Raw genomic sequence first — 23,669 nt, 5'->3', positions numbered from 1 at the left:
GTCGCCATGATGGAAGACGGTTTTGGCAGGACGGGCTGTTCAGACTTGACCTGGGCGGCTGCGGCGCCAATTGATGCCTGTTGCGGTCGCAACCTTGGTCTTCGTCCCCTCCCTCGCATCTCTTGTGGCGATATCTTGCTCGACCGTCGCGTGACCCTATTTTTCCCGGGCGGATCGAGTCAGCATATCGCTTCCTGGCCGCGGCGCAGGGGTATCGTGTGAGCTGGTTCGGTATTGCCATCATCGCGACCGTAGCGCTGGTAGCCCTATGGGCTCTGGCCGCATCAAGCTATGCCGGGTTTCTGAAGCGGGTCCAGAAAGTCGATTCCCACGTCCTCGAGATTGCCGCTGCGCACACCGAGCTTGATCGATATGGCGCCGGGCTTTGTCACAAGCAGGAGGCGGCAAGCGGCCTCGTCCTGATCACCTCCAATCTGGACGCGTTTGCAGCCAGACTTCTTGCGGCCCGTTCCGCCGGGCGCAGCCTCGATCTCATGTATTATATGTGGAACGCGGACCTGACCGGAATGCTGATCATGCGGGAGGTCGTCGCTGCGGCCGACCGTGGCGTGCGTGTGAGGATCCTTCTCGACGATCTGGGTGTCTCCATGTCCGACAAGATCTTCCATGCGATCGACTGTCACCCGAATATCGAGCTGCGGCTCTTCAATCCCACAAAGGCACGTGAGAATATCCTGCTCCGCGGTCTCGAGATGGCCTTGCGGTTTCGAAGCGTCAACCGTCGCATGCACAATAAGGCGTGGATTGCCGATGGCCGGATCGCGATGGTCGGGGGACGCAATATCGGCGATCCGTATTTCGATGCCGGGGAGAACGCTAACTTCAGGGACTTCGATCTCTTGATGGTCGGTCAAGCCGTTGCGAAGACGGAGCGTCTGTTCGATGCCTACTGGAACAGTTCGGTTGCCGTGCCCGTGCGGGCGCTGCTGTCGCGTCGAGCCAACAAGCTGCAGAAGCTTCGCCACAACATGGAACGCCTTCACTTCGAACAGCGCGCCCAGCCATATCTTGATCAGGTGCGCGATAAAACATCGCTGAAGGACGCCATAACTGAGGACCGTTACATCTGGGTCCACAAACTCGACGTTCTGGCAGACCACCCCGAAAAGGCGGCCGGGAAGCTGCGCAGTGGGCAAAACATGCTGATGGGAACGCTGCTGCCGGTCATCACGGGCACGGCCGAGTTCATCCATATCACCTCGCCGTACTTCGTTCCCGGCGAACATGGCGTCGAGGCGCTGACGAAGCTTCGCGACAAAGGAGTGAAGGTTTCCGTTCTGACGAACTCGCTTGCAGCCACCGATGTTGCCGCAGTTCACGCAGGATATTCGCGCTACCGCCCCGCCCTGCTGAAAGCCGGCATTGCGCTCTTTGAGCTGAAATCGATTGCCGACATGGGATCCTTCTCCTTGCGCGGTTCAAAGCAGGCCAGCCTTCACACGAAGGCCTTCGCCAGGGATGGCAAGTACGGCTTCATCGGATCTCTCAACCTCGATCCGAGGTCCGTATCCTTAAACACCGAAATGGGTGTCCTGTTCGAGTCACAGGATCTTGTCGAGCGAATGGACGCGATCTTTGCCGTAGAAACCGATGCCGATCTGAGCTATCCCCTAACGCTCGAAAAGGGATCCGTGCGGTGGCTTAAGGTCGTCGACGGGAAAAATACTCTCCTCCGAGACGAGCCGGATGCCGGGATTGCCCGGCGCGCGACAGCTTGGCTGATCAAGTGGTTGCCGCTCGAATCTCAGCTGTAACCGTGCCCCCGCGACCGGCTCATCTTAACCGGTTCCGCCACGACCCCACCCGTACGGTTTCAGCCAATGGATAAGTCATGAAAATTACCGCCATCAAAGTCATTGTCTGTTCACCGGACTGCAACTTCATCCGTCAAGATTTCACCGATCAGGGCTTGACGGGTGTCGGCGACGCCACGCTGAATGGCCGCGAAAAGGCCGTCGTCGCTTATCTGCAGGATCACGAAGTAAACACTCCGCCGGAGTCGACGGGATCACCGTGGACCGTGTCCGGCAAAGATAGGTGAGCAGACCTTCCGATCGGCATTGCGCTGACGCCACACTTACTGGCAAGCCTACAAAATTTCTATTTAGTATCCCCGGCGGCTGGTTTCTGTGCGTCCTGAGATTCGCGCTTCGCTTCTTGCTGTTCTTGCCCCGCAAGCGAGGCAAGAACATTGTCGCTAGATAGCTGGTTTTTCTCCGCCGATCAGGCAACTTCCTCTGATAGCCGTTCAAAGATCGGTTTCAGCCGCCGATGGCGTCCGACCGGCGGATGCTCTATTTCGACGAGGCGCCCTGATTTCTTCTGGCGCTTCAACCAGTCGCGCAGGGTCTCGGCGCTGGTATGATCAAGATAGTGCAGGCGGGCACCCGCGATCCTGATCTTACGACCCTCGGGAAGCGTTTCCAGCGTGTTGAGCAGGACAGGAACGTCCTTGCAAGTCGCCGCGCCGACGAGGCCGAGGTGGATGGTTTCCTCATCCTCCAACCTGTCGATGGCAAGTTTGCGACGGAGGTGCGGAAGGATTTCCAGTATGGACAGCGCAAGGCCGAGCGCCACGCCGACGAGCAGGTCCTGAAGCACCACCATCGCCACCGTCGCGGTCCAGATTCCCACGGGAACCCAGCCGTGATGATCGAAGAGGTGCCGGACGTGATGGAGACTGATCAGCCGCCATCCGGTCACAAGCAGCACCGCGGCAAGTGCGGTCAGCGGCACCATCGCGAGCAGCTGCGGCAGAAATGCCACCAGCCCAAGGATCCAAACGCCGTGCAGAACGGCCGACGCCCGCGTCCGTGCGCCGGCCTGAATGTTGGCGGACGATCTGACGATGACACCGGTAATCGGCAAGGCACCAAGCAGACCGCAAAGTCCGTTGCCGATGCCCTGGGCAAACAACTCCTTGTTGAAGCGGGTCCGCACGCCATCATGCATTCGATCAACGGCGGCGGATGACAGCAGCGTTTCCGCGCTGGCGATCACCGCGATGACCAGCGTCGCCACTATGATACCGGGCTCCACCATCCTGGCGAAGCCATCGAGCGTCGGCAATGTAATGCTTTCGACGAGAGAGGACGGCACCTCCACTCTTGCGATCGGCAGTTGCATCCCGACCGTCAATATCGTACCGGCCGCGACCCCCACCAGGGCACCAGGTACCAGCATCAGGGACTTCGGCCTGAACTTCTCCCAGGCGATCATGGCAAGCAAGGAAATCAACCCCACGAGGAGGGCGACCGCTTCACGCGTCAGCCCCGCGCCCCATACGCGAGCGAAGGTCTGCTCCATGGCAGTGATGTTCTCAATGCCTCCGGCAGCGGGTCTTGCCCCCATCAGCACATGGATCTGGCCAAGAATGATGAGAATGCCGATCCCGGCGAGCATGCCGTGGACGACCGCAGGCGAAATCGCCCGAAACCATGAGCCGATCCGCAGGAAACCCGCGAGGACCTGCAGCAATCCCGCCACGATGAGAACCGGCCCGAGCATGGCAGCGCCATATTGCTCGACGAAGCCGAATACGATCACGGCTAAACCCGCCGCCGGCCCCGACACCTGAAGTGGGGATCCGGCCAAAAGGCCGACAACGAGGCCGCCGACAATGCCAGATATGAGGCCCATGGCCACAGGAACTCCTGACGCCACCGCAATCCCGAGGCAAAGCGGTATGGCGACCAGGAACACGACGAGCGACGAGGCGAGGTCGCGCGAAAGAACAGAGCTGGAAATCATCGGGCTACTCCGCGGCTTGCGGAATCACATGCGGACGACCACGACCCTTAACCGCAACAGGCAAGGGCCTATCCTCAAGGATCTCGGTGAAGCGAGCGGCCGCACCGTCATAGACGAGTACCTCCCCCGTCTCGATATCGAAGAACCACCCGTGCAGGGTAATGTCGTTGGTCGCCAGCTTGGCGGCGACGGAAGGATGCGTGCGCAAGTGATCGAGCTGGACGACGACGTTTTCCATCGCGATGGCGCGAACCCTTTGACGCTCGGACAGGTCGACGGGGTAGGCTTCGCAAACAATCGAATGGGCAGCATGACTATGCTTCAGCCAGGCAGCGACGTTCGGCATCGGCTTCAGAAGATCGGGATGGCAAAGCCCTTTCATCGCACCGCAATCGGAATGCCCGCACACGATGATATCACGCACGCCGAGTGCTACGACCGCATATTCTATCGCCGATGATACACCGCCATTTGCCGTGGAAAAGGGAGGAACGATATTTCCGGCATTGCGGCAGACGAAGAGTTCGCCGGGGCCGGACTGCGTGATTGTTTCGGGCATCACCCTGCTGTCGGCGCAGGAAATCATCAGCGCTTGCGGCTGCTGTCCCTCTTCCGCCAACTTGCGATAAAGTGCCTGATGGTCGGGAAAGACGGCACCGCGAAAGCTGGAGATCCCTTTAAGCAAATCACCCATTGTCGAGTCCTTGTGTTGGGCCGGACGGCAGGCAGGGGGCGTACCCATGCCCGGCGGGTTGGCATGCGCGATCATTTCGCACTTGCGAGATAGGTAAAGTTGCCGGCAAGAAAATAGCCGACACGGAATGATTGTAATGTAATCTATAAAAATCTTGTGAGTGGATTGTGAAATGATTTTAGTCGACGCCCGCTTATCGTGATGGACGTTGAAATCTCAAATTCGTTTCGGTGAAAGCGTCTCTGGGTGAGATCCAGAGAAGCGGCAATTGTCCGCTGTTGAAAGCATCCGAACATCGACCAGCAGATCGTAAAGCGCCTGATTTCAATGTGATAGGCTGCCCCAACCCATAAGCGCGCTGTAGTTCTGGATGGAAGTAGGCGGCCATCCGCGGGCGCCGGCGACTACCCAGTGTCCGACTTCTTTGCCGTCGGGGCTGATCCCGCGTTCGACGTCGTCATCGGAAATCCTCCCTATATCCGATACCAGGACTTTACCGGGGAAGCCCGCGCCCGTGCCCGTGCCCGGGAGGCGGCCATCAGGGGCGGCATTTCTCCGACGGGCCTCGCCTCGAGTTGGGCAGCATTTACGGTGCACTCTGCATTGTTCCTGAGGAAAGGCGGTCGCCTGGCCTTCGTCTTGCCCGCCGAATGGGATCGAACCGGCGTTGGCTAATCGTGAAGCACCTGATAGATCATAGACCGCCGAGTATGAGGTGGCACCATCTTCAGAGAGAACCGCGGACCGACCGGAGAGCTTTAATGGGCTGGAAAACACCGAAGATCGAATACGTGAATGGCTACAAGATCGTTGAAGTTGAAGGGCCTTCGTTCAAAGTCTACGATAACGACCGTCAGCTCGGGGACGATTTCCCCTATCCCGGCGAAGCGGCTGCTTACGCAACCTCTTTGCCAAAACGGGATCATCCACGGAACAAGATTTGACCAGTTCCCAAATTTCTTCACCGCTGGAACGGCTTGGGTGGTCTGAATTCTTCGCAGACCAGGTCCAGCCCAGCGAAGCGGACTTGATCCCCAGACGCATCGCTTCAGTTCACCGGGCCCGCATCGAGGCGATCGATGTCACCGGGCCGGTCGGACTGGAGTTTCCATCCAATACCAATACTGGTGACTACGCGGTGGGCGACTGGGTTCTTACCGATTCACTCACTGACATGCTTATCAGACGTCTCGACCGAAAAAGCGTCCTTCAAAGACGCCCGGAAGGCGGACGTGGCCAGCAACTTGTTGCCGCCAACGTCGACACCCTGTTGATCGTGACCTCGTGCAACGCCGATTTCAATCTTGCTCGGCTGGAACGTTACCTGATCATGGCCACGCAGGCCGGGATCAATCCGGTGATTGTCCTGACGAAGGCTGACGCCGCCGACGATGCCGATATGTTCCAGGCGCAAGCCGAGGCTTTGCAGCGCGACCTGCCTGTCATTGCCTTGAATGGGCGCTCCGCGGATGCCGTTTCCCTGTTGAGGCCTTGGTGCGGCATTGGCCAGACGGTCGCGCTGGTGGGATCCTCTGGTGTTGGAAAATCAACGCTGGTGAACACCATGACTGGGCCTGAATCTGACACAAAGCAAAAGACAGGCACCATCCGGGAATACGACGCGCAGGGCCGGCACACGACCACGGCGCGATCCCTACATGCAGTTTCAGGGGGCGGGTGGGTTGTCGATACACCGGGAATAAGAACGCTTTACGTGAGCGATGTTGCCGACGGTATAGACACCCTCTTTGCTGAGATAACCGAACTGGCGCCGCTTTGCCGCTTTCGCGATTGCACCCATGCCCATGAACCGGGGTGCGCGGTGCAGGCAGCTGTCGCAAGCGGTGCCCTGCTCGCCGATCGCCTGGAACGCTGGCGGACCCTGCTTGCAGAAAACCGCGACCGGACACCGGTCGTGAGTGGACCCCGCGGCAACAAGATCGTTCGCAAGAAGAAATATTGAAAGTGTTGACGTTTGCGACGGTGCTCATCGTCGTCAACCACGATCCGCCACCAGAATTGGCTGGGCTTTGGTGATAGCGTCAGCGCTCAATGAAGGGGATTGCGGTCAAGAAGAAGACCTTGCAAGCGGCCGCTCCCGCTTGTGAGGGATAAGTCTTTGAACAACCAAGATATAAGGCGCGGTCGAAATCCTTGCCTCTCATCGATGAGGAGGAATGAGATCCTCTTTATCTCGATCGTGATCACACCTGCGGTGTCGTGGCGACGATAATTCCCCGAATCGATTGCATGGAATCCATTTTCCACCGCCCAGGCGGCTATCATGTCCGCGTTCATTAAGATCCTGCTTTAGAAGATGCGGACTTGCTTTCCCTAGCAGTCCCGCTCGTGCAAATCGGTTTGCAGTCCTACGGATACCGTAACTGAAATGCTCTAGACCAGCCAAATCCGTCCAAGATTGCAGTTGCCGCTTAGGTGTTGCGAGAAAGACTCGGAGCAGTCATTGTCAATCGGTACGACAGAGCCGGGCGCCGCCCGCTTAGCTAGTGCTCCTGAACAGAACTGAACACCCACTCGTTCGAGAGCGCCTGCGCCTCTGATCAACCGTATATGACTTCGGGCCGGACAACACCTTCGCTTCGCCCGTTCGTGAAAGTTCAGGGGCTGGCCAAGGTGCGAGGACTTCCTGCGGTGAGATCACTGAGCCGGTGAGATCAACACGACAGTTGGAAAGTGTGACGCCGATTACCTCTTCACCAGGTCTTCCATCACCAGTGCGCCGTCCCCGAGATCAAATGGATGCAGGAGCGTTCGTTGAACTCAGGACAGCCGCTTTCGATGCGAAGCGGAGGGGGCTGCGGCATCAAGGACGGGAGCAACTCAGTGGACGACGGTGATCACCGGAATGCCCGCTTCATCGGCGGCACGGATCAGCGCTTCTCGCGCGTCCTCAGCCGAAATGTCGCCATGGATGGCGTCCCGGCACGCCCTGATCGCGATAAGATATTCCTCCCCGTCGTCGATGGGCCAGCAAGCCGTCAACATATTTGCCGCCTCCCAAAGGCTCGCGACAAGCTTGTATTTTTCCGGCCCATTCACAGCGAGCAACAGAGGGGTAAACTCTCCGATTGTGTGCCACTTCATAACGTTACGCCTCCCCACGGTAAATATATTAGTAACCGTGCAAGAACCGTTCCGGGTAGGGTGGCGGGCATGATCCATGGCTCACTTCAAACGAAGCGACCTTAAGTTTGTCGAAGGATGCCGGCCTCCTTCGCCGCAGCCGCAAACGCAGATCGCGCTTCCGCATCGGGAACAACGCCACTCGCCGCATCCAGGCATACCTTCCACGCTGTCGCATAGCTCGCGCTTCTGTTGTCGGGCCAGTATTTCTTCAAGAATGCGACCGCCTCTCTAGCGTTCCTGATGACGTGAACACGATCATCTATCTTCAATTCGACGTTCGCGTCCCAGATGCTGATCATGGCGTCCTCCGTGGGGGCAGGCTTCCCAGAAACGTATATTAGGAAGATCTGTTCCAAGCGGACGATCCCGCCGAAATTTTGGAGGGCGGCAGCCCAAGAGCGTGTTGGCAGGGCTTCGAAGTGGCGCGAACGTTTCAGTGTGCGACGCCTGGTTCCTCGTGTGCCCTCACGATGGCGTTCGCTTCCTTGCCGTATAGCTCCTCGAAGTGATCGAAGGTCTTGGAAAAATAGCCAATGCCCTGCGTCGCCGAGCGCAGCGCTCGGGCCAGATCGTCAAGTGCGCCGCCCGGAATGAGTGCCCGGAAGATGTCCCATCCCTTGGCGGTTTCATCCCGGTCGAAGCCCAGAACCTGACCCTTGAGAGCGGAGACGATCTGGACAAGGCTGCCGGAATAGATCGACGGAATGTGAATTTCGCTGCGGAAGACCGGTTGCATTAAAACGGCCGCCCCTTCGGAAAGCGCCTGTCGCACTCCCATTTTCGACGCAGTTCGGAAAGCGTGTTCCGAACTGTCGACGGCATGGTGCTGACCATCGTACAGCGTTACGCCGACATCGATGACCTTGAAGCCTAGCGGCCCTTTCTCCATCGCTTCGCGCGCGCCTGCTTCGACAGCAGGGATGTAGTTGCGCGGAACGACGCCACCCTTGACGGTTTCGCTAAAGGTGAAGCCTCGGCCGCGCTCATTGGGGCGAATGTTCAGCTTCACATCCGCGAACTGTCCGGCACCGCCTGTCTGTTTGCGGTGACGGTAATGAACCTCAGATGGTTTCGCAATTGTCTCGCGGTAGATCGGGCTGGGCGTTCGATCGGTTACGTCGATATGAAACACGTCGGACAGGGTTCGGCAGAGATCGCGCAGATGCACCGGCCCCTGGACGCAGACGAGATGGGCGCCGGTGCTCTCCTCCTGCAAGACCGTTAGGCCGCGATCCGTCTCGGAAAGTTTTGCCAGCGTTTCGGAGAGCTTGTTTTCATCGCGCTCGCTGCCCGGGACTAGGATCCTTTCAAGCATCGGGGTGGGCGGCTCCGTCCACTCAGGCGGGGCGACCACCGCGCCTGATGTCAACAGCGAAGGGACGGGCAAGTGGTCGGACTTGACCGTCGCGAAGACATCCCCCAGCGCAGGCACAACCGCCGAATTGGACTTCCCGTTTGCGAGATGCTGTACGGCGCCGAGGCTGGAGCCGCCCAGTGATGCGCCCTGCCGCAGTCCCTCGCCAAGCGCGCGCACGAGCACTGTCTTACCGACATTCTGGCGATGATAGGCATGGAAGCTCACGGCGGTCAGCTTGTTTTCATCGACATTGCCCGCACGAGCCAGGCGCTGTCGAAGAACCCCCACCGGCGGCGCCTCGTGGCGCAGCGCCTTCATCAGCCTCATCATGCCGTTGCCGTGACTTGCGGCACCGATCAGGACTGGAATAATCCTGTTTTCCCTGAGAACCCGCGATGAAATGGCATAGAGCGCGTCGCTGGGCGGCTCGCGATCTTCGATCAGTTCCTCGAGAAGCCAGTCATCGAATTCGGACAGGTGTTCCAGGAGCTCGCTGCGCGCTTCGTGCTCGCGCTCGGCGGCGCTTTCGGGGATTGCGATCAGCGCCGAAGTCTGGCCTTCCCGGTAGCGCCACGCCCGTTCCGAAATCAGATCGCAACTGCCTATGATCCTATCCCCCTCGCGGATCGGGATCTGGCGAAGCAAAAGCGTGTGGTTGGCGTAGTCTTGAAGCGCGGCGATCACGTCCCTCAGCCGCCCTCTCGGTTCGTCCATCCGGTTGACGAAGAGGATGCACGGCGTCTCCGAGGCCTCGATTACGCGCAGATAGGGCGCAGCGAGCACAGCCTCCTCGGGTGCCGATGAAACGCACAGGATGCAGGCGTCGCTGGCAAGAAGCGCGTGCTGTGCATGCGCCAACGCTTCGTTGGGTCCTGGCGCATCCAGCGCACACCACGCCTCGTTTCCAAAGGTGAATTCTGTGAGGTTCAATCCATAAGGGGAGCTGGATTTTCTCGGCGCCCCCTCCAGGGAGCCGAGCTTTTCCACGACTGTTGATTTTCCGGTCTGCGAAGGTCCAAGCACGGTGAAGCAGCGCATCGGCAATCCTCCAACTGCCATAAACACAATTTTCAGCCATCATAGGATGCCCTGAACCGCTGCAAGGCGCCAGAGGTGTTCATGGCGGCGTGCTTTATCTCGACGAGCATGGTCGAAGCATACCTGGCGCGCCGGTTCAGGCGTTCTGTCCGCACAGACGATCATGGATTACCCGTTCCATGTCGGCGGCCGCACGGCGCTCATTACCTGGCGCTGGGCGCCGCCGAAAAAATCTTCCTCTACGGCGATGCGCCCCGATGGCTCGCGAACTTCCTCACCCATGGCCTTCCGGTCCTGCGCACCACGCGACTTTTCAAGTCGGCGTATCTCGGGATCGAACCGCTGGGCAAATCAGGCCCTTGCCGGCGATCGAGTGGCGGTTGACCACCCAATTCCGGTACCGATCAGTTTGATAACTACAGGTTCGCGCAAGCCAACCTCATTACACTCCTCTTTGCTGGGCAGTGAATTTTCAGAGCATTGGTTCTTTTCAGAGCCCGGCCAAACAGGCGGTGCAGGCTTCGAAACGCTGAACTTTATTGTATTGGCTAACGCAAGAGTTTTTACATATGACTTCGATTGTTTCCTCCCTTACCAGCAGTCAGATCAGGTCTCTTGCAACGTCCACGGTTGCAGCCTGGACGACGGAAGATGTGGCCTCGCTTACCACCAAGCAGATCAGCGCGCTTTCGTCGTCTCAAATCGCTGCTTTGGACACGGAAGATGTCGATGTTCTCAGCTCCCAGCAATTAAGTGCCATTTCACAAAGTGCCATTGTCGGTTTGACCGTGGATCAACTGGCTGTTTTGAACAGCACTGACATCGAAAGCCTGAGTTCGCTTCAGATTGTGGCAATCACGACCGCGCAGATTGGCGCATTGACGACAGATCAGGCGCAGGCCCTGACCTCGTCTCAGGTCGGTGCTCTCAGTTCGTTGCAGCTCGCCGCTTTAAGCGCCGCGGATGTGGCGACTTTCTCGACCACCGATCTCGCGGCGATCACCAGCAAAGCCATATCGGGCCTGTCCACGGCCGCTATCGCAACCCTCTCGACGGATCAGATCTCTGCCTTGAGCGCAAGCGCGATCGCGGGCCTCACCACCAACCAGATCGCGGCGCTGAGCACATCGCAGGTTGCCGCCTTGACGACGGCCCAGGTCGGCGCCCTCAAGGCATCGCAAATCGCGGCCATGGGCACGAAAGACATTGTGGTGCTTTCCACCGCCCAGCTTGTTGCTCTCAGTACAGGTGCGGTTGCGAGCTTGACGACCAACCAGATCGCCGCCCTGAGCACGGCACAGGCCGAGGCACTGTCGGCCACGCAGGTAAAGGCGCTGAGCTCAACCCAGATTGCGGCCCTGGGGTCAGATGATTTAGCCACCTTCTCGACCGCCGATATGGCGGCGATCACCAGTCAAGCCATATTGGGCCTGAGCACGGGCCTTGTCGCCGCCCTTTCCACCGAACAGGTCGCGGCCCTGAGCACGAGCGCGATCGCTGGTCTGACGACCAGCCAGATCGTCGCCCTGAGCACGGCGCAGTTTGCCTCCTTGACGACGAGCCAGGTCGGCGCCCTCAAGGCATCGCAAATCGCGGTCCTGAACACGAACGACATCACGGTCCTTTCCACCGCGCAGGTTGCCACCCTGAGCAAGGCTGCGATCGCCGAGCTGTCGACCAGCCAGATCGTTGCCCTCAGCACTGCGCAGATTGCCGCCTTCACGACGACCCAGGTCGGCGCCCTCAAGGCGTTGCAAATCGCGGTGATGGACACCAACGACATCACGGTGCTTTCCACCGCGCAGGTTGCGGCCCTCGGCACTTCAGGCATTGCGGGTTTGACTTCCGGCCAGATCGCCGCCCTGAGCACGGCACAGGCCGAGGCATTGACGACGATCCAGGTCGCAGCACTTGGCTCGGCCCAAATTGCGGCCCTGGGAACGGACGACATAGCCACTTTCTCGACCGCCGATATGGCGGCGATCACCAGTCAAGCCATGCCGGGCCTGAGCACGGCCGTGATCGCCTCTCTCTCGACGGATCAGATCGAGGCGCTGAGCAAGGCCGGCATTGCGGGTCTGACGACCGACCAAGTCGCCACCTTGAGCACGGCGCAGGTTGGAGCATTGACGACAAGCCAGGCCGCAGTTTTAAGCTCCAGGCAGATCGCGGCTTTGGGTACGGCTATAGTTGCATCCCTGTCCACCGCGCAGGTTGCCGCCCTCAGCACATCAGGCATCACCGGGCTGACCTCCGACCAGATCGTCGCCCTCAGCACGACACAGACCGAGATCCTCTCTGCCGCACAGGTGAAGGCGCTGAGCTCAACCCAGATCGCGGCGCTCGGAACGGACGACATAGCCACCTTCTCGACCGCCGATATGGCGGCGATTACCGGCAAGGCGGTTACCGGCTTGAGCACGGGCCTTATCGCGGCGCTTTCCACCGCGCAGGTCGCGGCCCTCAGCACGAGCGCGATCGCGGGACTGGCGACCAGTCAGGTCGAGGCCCTCTCGACGGAACAGCTTGTTGCTCTGAACACGAGCGCTGTCATTGCCCTGACGACCGGTCAGATCGCCGCCTTGAGCACATCGCAGGTTGCCGCCTTGACGACGACCCAGCTTGGCGCCCTCAAGGCATCGCAAATCGCGGTCCTGGACACGGCCGACATCGCGGCGCTTTCCACCACGCAGGTTGCCGCCCTCAGCACATCAGGCATCACGGGTCTCACCTCCGATCAGATCGTCGCCCTGAGCACGGCGCAGGCCGAGGCACTCTCCACGTCACAGGTGAAGGCACTCAGCGCCACCCAGATCGCGGCGCTCGGAACGGACGACTTAGCCACCTTCTCGATTGCAGATATGGCAGCGATCACCAGTAAAGCGGTAACCGGCTTGAGCACAGCCGGCATTGCCGCACTCTCGACGGATCGGATCGCTGCTCTGAGCACGAGCGCGGTCGTTGCCCTGACGACCAGTCAGATCGCAGCGCTCGGCACATCGCAGATTGCCGCCTTGACGACGGAACAGGTTGCCGCCCTCAAGGCATCGCAAATCGCGGTCATGAACACCAAAGACATCACGGTGCTTTCTACCGCGCAGGTTGCCGCCCTCAGCACCTCAGGTGTCACGGGTCTGACTTCCGACCAGATCGTCGCCTTGAGCACGGCGCAGGCCGAGGCACTGTCCACCTCACAGGTGAAAGTGCTGAGCTCCACCCAGATTGCGGCGCTCGGAACGGACGACTTGGCCACCTTCTCGACCGCCGATATGGCGGCGATCACCAGCAAGGCGATGGCCGGCTTGAGCCCAGACGGCATTGCCGCACTCTCGACCGATCAGATCGCCGCCCTGAGCACGAGCGCGGTCGTTGCCCTGACGACCAGCCAGATCGCCGCCTTGAGCGCCAGCCAGGCTGGCGCGTTGACGACGACCCAGGTCGCGGTCCTCAGCTCAACCCAGCTCGGCGCTCTTGGGACGGATGACATAGCCACCTTCTCGACCGCCGATATCGCGACGATCAGCAGTAAAGCCATATCGGGCTTGAGCGCAGAACAGATCGCAGAGCTTTCCACCGCACAGGTTGCGGCCCTCAGCGCGAGCGCGGTTACTGGCCTGACGACCAGCCAGATCGCAGCCCTGAACACCAGTCAGGTTGCCGCCTTGAGCACCGCACGGGTTGCGGTGCTGAGTTCAACGCAAGTCGCGGCCCTGGGGGCGAATGTCGTCGCATCCCTTTCCACTGCACAGGTTGCGGCCCTCAGCGCCGCCGGCACGGCGGGTTTGACCACCGAACAAATCTCCGCCCTGAGCACGACGCAGGCGGAGGCATTGACGACGACCCAGGCTGCAGCGCTGAGTTCAACACAGTATTCCGCCTTGGGGACGGATGATATCGCGACTTTCTCGACTGCCGATATTGCGGCGATCGGCAGCAAAGCCATTTCGGGCTTGAGCACGGCCGTCATGGCAGCCCTCTCGACGGATCAGATCGCTGCCCTGAGCGCGGCTGGGGTTGCAGGTCTTTCGAGCAGCCAGATCGCGTCCCTGAAGCCGGCGCAAATTGCCGCCTTGACGACCGCGCGGGTTGCGGTGCTGAGTTCGGCGCAAGTGGCGGCTCTCGACAAGGACGCCGTTGCTTCCCTTTCCACTGCGCAGATCGCTGCCCTGAGCGCGGCCGGCATTACGGGTCTGACCACCGAACAGATCGACACCCTGAGCACGGCCCAGGCAGCGGCATTGACGACGACGCAGGTCGCAATGTTGAGCTCGACCCAGCTTGCGGCCCTGGATGCGAACGATATCGCCGCATTCTCGACCGCCGATATTGCGGCGCTCGGCAGCAAAGCCATATCGGGCTTGAGCACGGCCGTCGTAGCAGCCCTCTCGACGGATCAGATCGCCGCACTGAGCACGGCCAGCGTCACAGGCCTGACCACCAAACAGATCGACGCACTGAGCACCGGTCAAATTGATTCCCTGCTCACCAAGCAGGTTGCGGCGCTGAGTTCAACGCAAGTCGCCACCCTCGGTACGGATGTCGTCGCTTCCCTTTCCACCGCACAGATTGCCGCCCTGAGCACATCCGGTATTGCGGGTCTGACCACCGATCAGGTCGAGGCCTTGAGCACGGCGCAGGCAGAGGCATTGACGACGGCTCAGGTCGCCGCGCTGAGCTCGACCCAGGTGGGTGCTCTGGAACCCAATGACGTCGCCACTTTCTCGACCGCCGATATCGCGGCGATCACCAGTAAAGGCATGTCGGGCTTGAGCACGGCTGTCATAGCGGCGCTTTCGACGGATCAGATCGCCGTCTTGAGCGCGTCCGCGATCGCCGGGCTGACCACCAGCCAGATCGCCGCCCTCGGCACGTCGCAGGTTGCCGCCTTGACCACCGCGCGGGTTGGGGTGCTCAGCTCAGCGCAGGTGGCTGTTTTGAGCACCGATGTCATCGCCGCCCTTTCGACTGCGCAGGTTGCCGCTCTGAGCGCATCCGGCATTGCGGGTCTGACCACCGAACAGATCGCTGCCCTTTCCACTGCACAGGCGGAGGCGTTGACGACGACTCAGGTCGCAATGCTGAGCTCAACTCAGATTGCCGCCCTGCAGACGGAGGATCTGGCCACTTTCTCGACCAAGGATATCGCGGCGATCGGCTCGAGCGCCGTATCAGGCTTGTCCACGACCGCTATGGCTGCCCTCTCGACAGATCAAATCGCGGCCCTGAGCACGTCAGGCATTGCGGGTCTGACCACCGAACAGATCAATGCGCTGAATACCAGTCAGATCGACGCCCTGCTCACCAGGCAGATTGCAGCGCTGAGTTCGACGCAAGTCGCCACCTTGAGTACGGATCTTCTCGCCGCCCTTTCCACTGAGCAGATCGCAGCCCTGAGCACATCAGGCATCGCTGGCCTTTCCACCATACAGATTGCGGCGCTGAGCACCGCCCAGGCCGAGGCCTTGACGACCACGCAGGTCGGCGCTCTCAGTTCCAAACAAATCGCAGCTTTGAGTCCGGACGACATAGCCACGTTCTCGACCAAGGATATCGCGGCCATCAGTTCCGGTATCATATCAGGATTGTCCACCGCCGTTATCGCGGCCCTCTCGACGGATCAGGTCGCGGCCCTGAGCACATCAGGCATTGCGGGCCTTTCCACCAAACAGATCGTCGCTTTGAGCACAGCACAGCTTGACGCTTTGACCACCGGTCAGATCGGCGCCCTCAGTTCGACACAGCTTGCTGTGCTGGATGCCGACGACATAGCAACGTTCTCGACCAAGGATATCGCCGCCATCAGTTCGAGCGCCGTAGCGGGATTGTCTACCGCTATTATAGCAGTCCTCTCGACAGATCAGATCGCGGCCCTGAGCACATCAGGCATCGTACAGCTTTCCACCAAACAGATCGCCGCCTTGAGCACCGCACAGGCCGAGGCATTGACGACGACCCAGGTCGGGGCGCTGAGTTCGACACAGCTTGCGGCCCTGGATACGGACGATATAGCGACTTTCTCAACCAAGGATATCGCGGCGATCGGTTCGAGCGCCATAGCCGGATTGTCCACGACGGTTATCGCCGCGCTGTCCAGTGCTCAGATCGCTGCCCTGAGCACGGCTGGGATTGCCGGCCTTTCCACCAAACAGATCGCGGCCTTGGACGCCGGGCAAATCGATGACTTGCTGACCAAGCAGGTTGCCGCGCTCAACTCGGCGCAGATCGCCGCCCTGAGCACCGCTGCGGTCGCTTCCCTTTCCAGCACGCAAGTTGCCGCGCTCAGCACCTCCGGTATTGCGGGTCTGACCACCACGCAGATCGCTGCGCTCAGCACAGTTCAGGTTGGGGCCCTGACGACGACCCAGGTCGGGGCTCTCAGCTCCAAGCAGCTTGTCGCCCTGAGCACGGATGATATCGCGGCCCTGTCGACCACGCAGATTGCGGCGCTGAGCACGGCAGCCATCGCCGGTCTGACGACCACGCAGATTGCCGCATTGAGCACCGACCAGGCCGAGGCCCTGACGACGCCTCAGGTTGCCGTGCTGAGCTCGACCCAGATTGCGGCGCTCGGAACGGACGACCTCGAGACCTTCTCGACTGCCGATATCGCGGCGATCAGTTCGAGTGCCGTATCGGGATTGAGCGCGGACACGATAGCAGCCTTTTCGACGGACCAGATCGCGGCTCTGGGTACGGCTGGCATTGCGGGCCTTTCCACTGCGCAGATCGAGGCCTTGAGCACCGATCAGCTGGAGGCCCTGACCACCGCACAGGTCGGCGCGCTTGGTTCCAAGCAGATTGCTGTCTTGGCGACCGATGATCTCGCGGCCTTGTCGACCGCGCAGATCGCGGCTCTGAGCACATCAGGTATCGCGGGTCTAAGCAGCACGCAGATTGCCGCATTGAGTACCGATCAGGCCGAGGCTCTGACGACGGCCCAGGTCGCAGTCTTGAGCTCGACCCAAATCGCGGCGCTCGGAACGGACGATCTCGAGACCTTCTCGACCGCCGATATCGCAGCGATCAGCTCGAGCGCAATATCGGGATTGACCGCAGACACGATAGCAGCCTTTTCGACGGGCCAGATCGCGGCCCTGGGCACGGCTGGCATTGCGGGCCTTTCCACCGCGCAGATCGTTGCCTTGAGCACTGGCCAGCTTGAGGCCCTGACGACCGCTCAGGTCGGCGCGCTTGGTTCCAAGCAGCTTGCTGCCTTGAGTACCGATGATATCGCGGGACTGTCGACCGCGCAGATTGCGGCTCTGAGTGCCGCTGGCATCACAGGTCTGAGCAGCGCGCAGATTGCAGCACTCAGCACAGGTCAGGTTGAGGCCTTGACGACGACCCAGGTCGGGGCTCTCAGCTCCAAGCAGACCGCGGCGCTCGGAACGGACGATCTGGAGGCGTTCTCGACCGCCGATATCGCAGCAATCAGTTCGAGCGCACTATCAGGATTGTCCACAGCCGTTATCGCGGCTCTGTCGACCACGCAGATTGCGGCGCTGAGCACGGCTGGCATCGCCGGCCTCTCGACCACGCAGATTGCCGCATTGAGCACCGACCAGGCCAAGGCCCTGACGACGACCCAGGTTGCCGTGCTGAGCTCGAACCAGATCGCGGCGCTCGGAACGGACGATCTCGAGACCTTCTCGACCGCCGATATCGCGGCGATCAGCTCGACTGCCATATCGGGATTGTCCACGGACACGATAGCGGCCTTTTCGACGGGTCAGATCGCGGCCCTGGGCACATCAGGCATTGCCGGCCTTTCCACCGCACAGATCGAGGCTTTGAGCACCGATCAGCTTGAGGCCCTGACCACCGCTCAGGTCGGCGCGCTTGGTTCCACACAGGTTGCCGTATTGACCACGGATGATCTCGCGGCCTTGTCGACCGCGCAGATCGCGGCTCTCAGCGCAGCGAGCGTCGCCGGTCTGAGCAGCGCGCAGGTCGGTGCTTTGAGCATCGAGCAGGTTGAAGTGCTTTCAACCAGCCAGATTGCCGGGTTGAGTTCGGCCGGCATCGCGGGCCTCGCCACCGACGACCTGGCAACCTTCTCAACAGCCGATATCGCAGCGATCAGCTCGGCTGCCATACAGGGATTGTCCACCGACTTTATCGCCACGCTCTCCACGGCTCAAATTGCCGGCCTGGGCACGGCAAGCATTGCCGGCCTGATCAGCACTCAGGTCGCAGCCCTCAGTATCGAACAGGTTGAAGCGCTTTCCACCACCCAGATTGCAGCATTGAGTTCGGCTGGCGTCGCAGGCCTGACCACCGAGGATCTGGAAAGCTTCTCGACAAAAGAACTGGTGGCGATCAGCTCGAGCGCCATATCGGGATTGTCCACAGACGTTGTCGCCACGCTTTCCAGCGAGCAGGTCGCCGCTTTGACAAAGAGCCAGGTCGCCTCGCTGGGTTACAAGCAGGTGGCGGCCATGAGCGCCGATCAAATCGCGGCCTTGTCGACGGCGCAGATCAGTGCCCTGAATGCAGTCCAGCTCGCCGCACTGGACACGGACGACCTCGCTCTCTTCTCCACCGACGATGTCATCGCCTTGAGTTCAAGTGCGATTTCGGGACTGACCACCAGAGCCATCGCCGCCTTGACGACAGAACAGGCGGAGGCTTTGACCTCAAGCCAGGTCACCGGCCTGACTTCGGCCCAAGTCGCGGCACTGACCACCGAGGAGCTGGCAACCTTCTCGACCGCCGATATCGCATCGTTCAGCTCGACCGGTGTGGCCGGATTGTCCACAGACGACATTGTGAGCCTGTCGAGCGAACAACTGAATGCTCTCATGGAAACCCAGATGGGGAATCTGAGTTCGGACCAGATAGCGGCGGTCATTTCGGTTTATCTGAATGCCTGATCGCACGGCGGGAGCGCGAGCGAGTAGCGCAAGGATTTCGGCCATCGCAAGGGTCGCAGTCCCACGCCGTTTTCAAGAGGCGTCTGCCCGACATGTTTAGGGCAAGCTATCGCCGTTAGCTATCGTTAGCCTTTCGCAAATGGTAGCAATGCCGGCCGTCAATTCGTGGGATGTCCATGGTCACCAATGATGCATCAGCTCCAATTCCCGTTCCGTCGCTGGCTGGGATCCTGGAGCTCGCGCGCACCCAGCGCCTTTCATTCACGGACTTGTTTCAGTTCGCCGAAAGTCGCAGCGCCGTCGGGCAGAGACTCGAGGCGGCAGAGGTCTACAAAGTCTGGATCGCCTTCAACGAGACTCATCCTTTCCTGCATCTCGTCTATTTCAATTATTCGGTCACCCTGCGGCAGTTGGGCGACGTGGCAGGCTCGATCCATGCATTGCGCGCCTGCTTGAAGCTTAATCCGCGCTTTGGACCGGCACACATCAATCTTGGACGTGCGTTGGAAGACAGCGGCGTTGCCACGCAGGCCATTCTGCAATGGCAGAGTTTCGTGGAGATGACTGCGGAGAGCACAGCCGACGGGCTGCTGCATCGCCTGCTGGCGCTTCAGCACATCGGGCGCGTCATGGAAAACGCGGGTCTTCTGGAAGACGCGGAAACCGCATTGTGGCAGGCAATGGAACTGCGGCCCGACAAGACGGAAGCCGGGCAACATTGGAGCGCGCTCCGCCAGCGCCAGTGCAAGTGGCCGACGCTGGTGCCGTCCGACCATGTCTCCATGCGTCACCTGCTCGATTCCATGTCGCCGCTGGCGCTCGCCTGCTTTTCCGATGATCCATTGTTCCAGCTCGCCAAAGCCTACCGCTACAATAAGTCCTTCGTCGGACGTCCGGATACCAGCGGCTTCTCACGCAAGGTGCCGAAGCAGAAGACGGACGGCCAGCGCCTTCGCGTCGGCTATGTCTCCTCGGATCTGCGCGACCATGCAGTCGGCTTTGCGCTCAGAGAGGTGCTGGAGCTGCATGACAAGAAGAGCCTTGAAATCTACGCCTATTATTGTGGCGAGCCCGCTGCAGGAGATGCGACCCAGGCACGCATGAAAGCTGCCGTTGATTGTTGGCGCGATATTGCCGCGCTCAGCGATGCCGACGCTGCAAGGCAGATCGCCGACGACGACATCGACATTCTTGTCGATGTCAACGGCTACACCAAACATGCACGAACGAAAATCTTTGCCTACCGGCCAGCGCCTGTAGTGGTCAACTTTTGCGGTTATCCCGGCACCATGGGCAGCCCGTTCCATCACTACATCATCGCCGACGAACACATCATCCCGCCCGAGAACGAGATCTATTATTCGGAAAAGGTGCTGAGGATTGCCTGCAACCAGCCGATCGATCGCAAGAGGGTGATCGCCGAAAGGCCGTCACGAGCAGAAGCCGGACTGCCGGAAGACGCCTTCGTCTTTGCCTGCTTCAACGGCATGCAGAAAATCACGCAGGAAACCTTTGCCGACTGGATGAAAATTCTTCTTGCGACGACCGGCAGCGTGCTCTGGCTGCTCGCTGGAAACGACGATGTAGATCAACGCCTGCGCCAGGCAGCGGAGAAAGCCGGTGTCGCGCCGGAACGGCTCATCTTCGCGCCCAAGGCGCCGAATGCGAAGCATCTCGCCCGCATCGCGCTCGCCGACCTGTTCCTCGACACATTTCCCTATGGAGCGCATTCCACCGCCGCCGACGCCCTCACCATGGGGCTGCCTATCCTGACATTCCCCGGCAAGAGCTTTGCCGCACGTTTCTGCCATAGCATCGTTGCCGCCGCCGGCGTCCCGGAACTGATCTGCTCGGGGCCGCAGAGCTACATCGAAAGAGCCATTGGCTTTGCAAACGATCCCAAGAGCCTGAGAACGATCAGGGAATCCTTGCAGGCAAAACGGGAGACCTGCGCGTTGCGCGACATTCCGGCTCTTGCTTCCCGCCTCGAGGCGCTTTTCTGGCAAATGCAAGCAGAGTGCGAAGGCGGCGAAACACCGGTGCCGGACTTGCGCAACCTCGACATTTATTACGACATCGGGGTGGAACTCGTTCAGGACAATATCGCCTTTTCGGACGATCGGGGTTACAGGCAGGCTTACCGCAACAAGCTGGCCGAATGGCACGATTATGCGCCTTTCCCCTACGACAGCCGCCTGGCGGCGGAAGGGTTCACCGCCTCGACAACAGGCGCCAGCGGAAAGAGCTGATCGGCAATGCCGCGGATTGAAAAAATTGCCGTCGTCGGCGCGGGGCTTTCAGGTGCGGTCATCGGGCGTGAACTGGCCAAGGCAGGTCACGAGGTCGACGTCTTCGAAACGCGAAACCATATTGCCGGCAATTGCCACACGGAGCGCGACGCGGCGACCGGCGTCATGGTTCATGTCTACGGGCCGCACATTTTTCACACCGATGACAAGGACGTCTGGGACTATGTGAATGTCTTTCAGAATTTCCTGCCCTATAAGAACCGCGTCAAGACGACGAGTTCAGGGCAGGTTTATTCCCTGCCCATCAATCTTCACACGATCAATCAGTTTTTTGGCAAGGTGTTCAGGCCTGACGAGGCGCGTGCCTTCATCGACAGCTGCTCGGACAAAAGCATAAGCGATCCGAAGACCTTCGAGGATCAGGCGCTGCGCTTCGTCGGCAAGGACCTGTATGATGCCTTCTTCAAGGGATATACGCAGAAGCAATGGGGATGTTCGCCGGCCGAGCTTCCGGCTTCCATCCTGAAACGGCTTCCAGTCCGTTTCAACTACGACGACAATTATTTCTTCCACAAATACCAGGGCATGCCGGAGCACGGCTATACCGAGATGATCGGGCGAATTCTCGATCACACAAATATAACAGTCCATTTGGAAACGCGCTTCGATAGCGGTCTGCGCAAGAGCTTTGACCACATATTCTATTCCGGTCCGCTCGACGGCTATTTCGAATACGAATATGGCCGTCTGGGATATCGCACGCTGGATTTCGAGCGCTTTACCTATGAGGGCGACTACCAGGGCTGCGCGGTCATGAATTATGGGGATGTCGCCGTGCCCCATACGCGGGTGACGGAACACAAGCATTTTTCCCCATGGGAAGATCATGCCGGCTCGGTCTGTTATCGCGAGTTTTCCAGGGCCTGCGGTCCGGACGACATCCCCTACTATCCGATCCGCCTGATAAAGGAAAAGGAGCAGCTTGGCCAATATGTCAGGCGCGCCTTACAGGAGGCTTCCGTCACCTTCGTTGGCCGCCTCGGGACCTACCGCTATCTCGACATGGACGTGACTATTCGCGAAGCGTTGGACACCGCACGGCTTTATCTCTCCACTAGGCCCGGTGAGACGCCCATGCCTGCATTCTTGCATCCGCCGCTCCAGATGCCTTGATTGGCGCCGGAACGAGGGCGCGAACCCGCCTTTTGACACCCGGCCGAGTCCGGCGTTGAAGTCATTTCAAAAATTTGCAGCACGCTTTTTGGCAGGGATCGTCCCCAGTCATTCGAACCCGGTGCGCCGGGCGAGCGAGGGTGGCGATACGCGTTAACGAACGTCTTTTCCGGGCACGGAAGGCCTGTTCCACTCAACCCAGGAGTGGGCCAAGAAAGCCGCCGTTCTAGAATTATTTTCTCCGATCATGGGAGTCATTTGGTATCGATCGGAATAGTCATCTCCGTTTGCCGCTTATATAGTCCATCAAATTGATAGACTATAAACATGCCCGCCGCCGAATGTGCTTCGCAAGAGGGCCGATGTACGGGTGATCGCAATGGCCAAACAGGTGATCGAATATGCCGGCGTTCCGGTCGGCATCGTCGTTCCAGACAAGGACCTGCTGAAGTTCATCGCCGTGAAGTTTCATGTGCATGACCTCGACGGCCAGCACTTCGCCGCGCCATCGGATGTGCAGCGGGCAATCCACAAATTGATGTCGGCATCACAAGCCAGCATTCATCGCGCCGCCTGATCGGAGAAACACCATGAGCAGGCTACGCCAATTCTTCCGGCTCTCTGCGTTGCGCGACGATCTCGAAACGAGGTTGCTTGCTCGAGAGTATCGCTCCCTGCTTCTCGACGACCATTTCGAAGACGGCACGGATAGGGAACTCCAATCGACATGCGCGGAGCTCACCATCGAAATCTCTTCGCGCCAGTATCGGCACCGCCATTGAAAGCGCTCCCGCTGTTCACGCCATCCTGAACAGCGCCGTCCGCCCTCAAGAAGTGACTGTCAACACCATCATCGACCTGTCGACCGCTTCCAGTATCGATCGGCTGGCGTTGCGACCCAATCCCGAGCCGGGTTTTACCGGACCTCAAATTCCGGATCCGGCGGAACCTGCATGGCCAGCGCAAGATGATTTGTCTGCGCCCCAAGCCCGATGATCGTCAGCAGCTCGCCATGCTGAGCATCCGTCATGCCGCGCGAACGGGCCGCTGCGGTATGGGATTGAATACAGTACTGGCAAGCATTCGCCGTCGACACCGCTATGTAGATCATTTCACGTGTCAATGGATCGATCGCACCTTCCACGGTCATAACCGATTTCAGCGTTTCCCATACCCGCTTGAGGTTTGCGGGATCGTTCGCAAGCGCACGCCAGAAGTTGTTGATGAAGTCGGTCTTGCGCGTCGCCCTGATGTCGTCGAACACGGCTTGCACAGCTGGAATGGCCGCAGCCTCTTGGTCAGACAGGAGCTTGACTGTTGCCATCGAAAGTTCCTCCCCGGCGGCCCTCATGACCGGCCGCATACGT

17 protein-coding genes are annotated in these 23,669 nt (G+C 59.9%); 10 read left to right on the top strand and 7 right to left on the bottom strand.

The features are described 5' to 3' along the window. Positions 1–218: 218 nt before the first annotated feature. Both ACMUVN_RS10665 and ACMUVN_RS10660 read left to right on the top strand, forming a co-directional pair. Positions 219–1,775: a phospholipase D family protein gene (locus ACMUVN_RS10665; protein WP_414815170.1), complete on the top strand. Its 1,557-nt coding sequence runs from the start codon at positions 219–221 to the stop codon at positions 1,773–1,775. A gap of 77 nt (positions 1,776–1,852) precedes the next feature. Further along, positions 1,853–2,062 carry a hypothetical protein gene (locus ACMUVN_RS10660; RefSeq protein ID WP_414815124.1) on the top strand — a complete coding sequence of 70 codons (210 nt, stop codon included), beginning with the start codon at positions 1,853–1,855 and terminating at the stop codon, positions 2,060–2,062. Positions 2,063–2,244: 182 nt separating this feature from the next. Here the strand turns inward: ACMUVN_RS10660 and ACMUVN_RS10655 are convergent, their stop codons facing one another. Next, on the bottom strand, positions 2,245–3,771 hold the full coding sequence (locus tag ACMUVN_RS10655) for a SulP family inorganic anion transporter (RefSeq protein WP_414815123.1): 1,527 nt from the start codon (positions 3,769–3,771) through the stop codon (positions 2,245–2,247). A gap of 4 nt (positions 3,772–3,775) precedes the next feature. Continuing rightward, positions 3,776–4,465 (bottom strand): carbonic anhydrase, encoded by a 690-nt coding sequence (locus ACMUVN_RS10650; RefSeq protein ID WP_028757993.1) that lies wholly within the window; start codon positions 4,463–4,465, stop codon positions 3,776–3,778. 411 nt (positions 4,466–4,876) lie between these two features. On the opposite strand from ACMUVN_RS10650, the gene ACMUVN_RS10645 reads away from it, so the two are divergent. From ACMUVN_RS10645 to rsgA, 3 genes are all read left to right on the top strand, one after another. Next, entirely contained in the window at positions 4,877–5,140 is a 264-nt protein-coding gene (locus ACMUVN_RS10645) for an Eco57I restriction-modification methylase domain-containing protein (protein WP_414815122.1), read from the top strand. An 86-nt stretch (positions 5,141–5,226) separates the two neighbouring features. After that, positions 5,227–5,409 carry a hypothetical protein gene (locus tag ACMUVN_RS10640; RefSeq protein ID WP_028757995.1) on the top strand — a complete coding sequence of 61 codons (183 nt, stop codon included), beginning with the start codon at positions 5,227–5,229 and terminating at the stop codon, positions 5,407–5,409. Further along, positions 5,406–6,428 carry a ribosome small subunit-dependent GTPase A gene (rsgA, locus tag ACMUVN_RS10635; RefSeq protein ID WP_414815121.1) on the top strand — a complete coding sequence of 341 codons (1,023 nt, stop codon included), beginning with the start codon at positions 5,406–5,408 and terminating at the stop codon, positions 6,426–6,428. Before ACMUVN_RS10640 ends, rsgA begins: the two co-directional genes overlap by 4 nt. Positions 6,429–6,514: 86 nt before the next feature. Here rsgA and ACMUVN_RS10630 read toward each other — a convergent pair whose 3' ends face one another. From ACMUVN_RS10630 to ACMUVN_RS10615, 4 genes are all read right to left on the bottom strand, one after another. Next, on the bottom strand, positions 6,515–6,763 hold the full coding sequence (locus tag ACMUVN_RS10630) for a hypothetical protein (RefSeq protein ID WP_063475913.1): 249 nt from the start codon (positions 6,761–6,763) through the stop codon (positions 6,515–6,517). Positions 6,764–7,306: 543 nt separating this feature from the next. Continuing rightward, positions 7,307–7,570 carry a DUF982 domain-containing protein gene (locus ACMUVN_RS10625; RefSeq protein ID WP_414815120.1) on the bottom strand — a complete coding sequence of 88 codons (264 nt, stop codon included), beginning with the start codon at positions 7,568–7,570 and terminating at the stop codon, positions 7,307–7,309. Positions 7,571–7,671: 101 nt separating this feature from the next. Next, positions 7,672–7,911, bottom strand: a complete 240-nt coding sequence (locus ACMUVN_RS10620; RefSeq protein WP_063476242.1) for a DUF982 domain-containing protein — start codon at positions 7,909–7,911, stop codon at positions 7,672–7,674. A 134-nt stretch (positions 7,912–8,045) separates the two neighbouring features. Beyond that, positions 8,046–10,007, bottom strand: coding sequence for an elongation factor G (locus ACMUVN_RS10615; protein ID WP_063475911.1), 1,962 nt, complete (start codon positions 10,005–10,007; stop codon positions 8,046–8,048). A 569-nt stretch (positions 10,008–10,576) separates the two neighbouring features. Between ACMUVN_RS10615 and ACMUVN_RS10610 the strand changes: the two genes are divergently transcribed. From ACMUVN_RS10610 to ACMUVN_RS10590, 5 genes are all read left to right on the top strand, one after another. Beyond that, the gene (locus tag ACMUVN_RS10610; RefSeq protein WP_414815119.1) at positions 10,577–18,880 is read left to right on the top strand and encodes a hypothetical protein; all 8,304 of its coding nucleotides are present in this window, start codon (positions 10,577–10,579) and stop codon (positions 18,878–18,880) included. A 176-nt stretch (positions 18,881–19,056) separates the two neighbouring features. After that, a complete protein-coding gene (locus tag ACMUVN_RS10605; protein WP_414815118.1) occupies positions 19,057–21,129 on the top strand; it encodes a glycosyl transferase in 2,073 nt (690 codons plus the stop codon). A gap of 6 nt (positions 21,130–21,135) precedes the next feature. Beyond that, a complete protein-coding gene (locus tag ACMUVN_RS10600) occupies positions 21,136–22,302 on the top strand; it encodes a UDP-galactopyranose mutase (RefSeq protein ID WP_063475909.1) in 1,167 nt (388 codons plus the stop codon). Between the two features lie 379 nt (positions 22,303–22,681). Further along, positions 22,682–22,879, top strand: a complete 198-nt coding sequence (locus ACMUVN_RS10595) for a hypothetical protein (RefSeq protein WP_047612509.1) — start codon at positions 22,682–22,684, stop codon at positions 22,877–22,879. Positions 22,880–22,892: 13 nt separating this feature from the next. Beyond that, positions 22,893–23,084: a hypothetical protein gene (locus tag ACMUVN_RS10590; protein WP_414815117.1), complete on the top strand. Its 192-nt coding sequence runs from the start codon at positions 22,893–22,895 to the stop codon at positions 23,082–23,084. A gap of 134 nt (positions 23,085–23,218) precedes the next feature. Here ACMUVN_RS10590 and ACMUVN_RS10585 read toward each other — a convergent pair whose 3' ends face one another. After that, positions 23,219–23,626: a carboxymuconolactone decarboxylase family protein gene (locus tag ACMUVN_RS10585; RefSeq protein WP_414815116.1), complete on the bottom strand. Its 408-nt coding sequence runs from the start codon at positions 23,624–23,626 to the stop codon at positions 23,219–23,221. Positions 23,627–23,669: the final 43 nt, after the last annotated feature.

Source organism: Rhizobium sp. IY2 (genome assembly GCF_047532935.1).
Classification (GTDB): domain Bacteria; phylum Pseudomonadota; class Alphaproteobacteria; order Rhizobiales; family Rhizobiaceae; genus Rhizobium; species Rhizobium anhuiense.
This window is presented reverse-complemented; position numbering and strand designations above follow the sequence as displayed.

Coding starts and splice junctions, on each gene's coding strand:
- ACMUVN_RS10660 (WP_414815124.1), top strand. CDS start 1,853: ATGAAAATTACCGCCATCAAAGTCATTGTCTGTTCACCGGACTGCAAC.
- ACMUVN_RS10655 (WP_414815123.1), bottom strand. CDS start 3,771: ATGATTTCCAGCTCTGTTCTTTCGCGCGACCTCGCCTCGTCGCTCGTC.
- ACMUVN_RS10650 (WP_028757993.1), bottom strand. CDS start 4,465: ATGGGTGATTTGCTTAAAGGGATCTCCAGCTTTCGCGGTGCCGTCTTT.
- ACMUVN_RS10640 (WP_028757995.1), top strand. CDS start 5,227: ATGGGCTGGAAAACACCGAAGATCGAATACGTGAATGGCTACAAGATC.
- ACMUVN_RS10630 (WP_063475913.1), bottom strand. CDS start 6,763: ATGAACGCGGACATGATAGCCGCCTGGGCGGTGGAAAATGGATTCCAT.
- ACMUVN_RS10625 (WP_414815120.1), bottom strand. CDS start 7,570: ATGAAGTGGCACACAATCGGAGAGTTTACCCCTCTGTTGCTCGCTGTG.
- ACMUVN_RS10620 (WP_063476242.1), bottom strand. CDS start 7,911: ATGATCAGCATCTGGGACGCGAACGTCGAATTGAAGATAGATGATCGT.
- ACMUVN_RS10615 (WP_063475911.1), bottom strand. CDS start 10,007: ATGCGCTGCTTCACCGTGCTTGGACCTTCGCAGACCGGAAAATCAACA.
- ACMUVN_RS10610 (WP_414815119.1), top strand. CDS start 10,577: ATGACTTCGATTGTTTCCTCCCTTACCAGCAGTCAGATCAGGTCTCTT.
- ACMUVN_RS10605 (WP_414815118.1), top strand. CDS start 19,057: ATGGTCACCAATGATGCATCAGCTCCAATTCCCGTTCCGTCGCTGGCT.
- ACMUVN_RS10600 (WP_063475909.1), top strand. CDS start 21,136: ATGCCGCGGATTGAAAAAATTGCCGTCGTCGGCGCGGGGCTTTCAGGT.
- ACMUVN_RS10595 (WP_047612509.1), top strand. CDS start 22,682: ATGGCCAAACAGGTGATCGAATATGCCGGCGTTCCGGTCGGCATCGTC.
- ACMUVN_RS10590 (WP_414815117.1), top strand. CDS start 22,893: ATGAGCAGGCTACGCCAATTCTTCCGGCTCTCTGCGTTGCGCGACGAT.
- ACMUVN_RS10585 (WP_414815116.1), bottom strand. CDS start 23,626: ATGGCAACAGTCAAGCTCCTGTCTGACCAAGAGGCTGCGGCCATTCCA.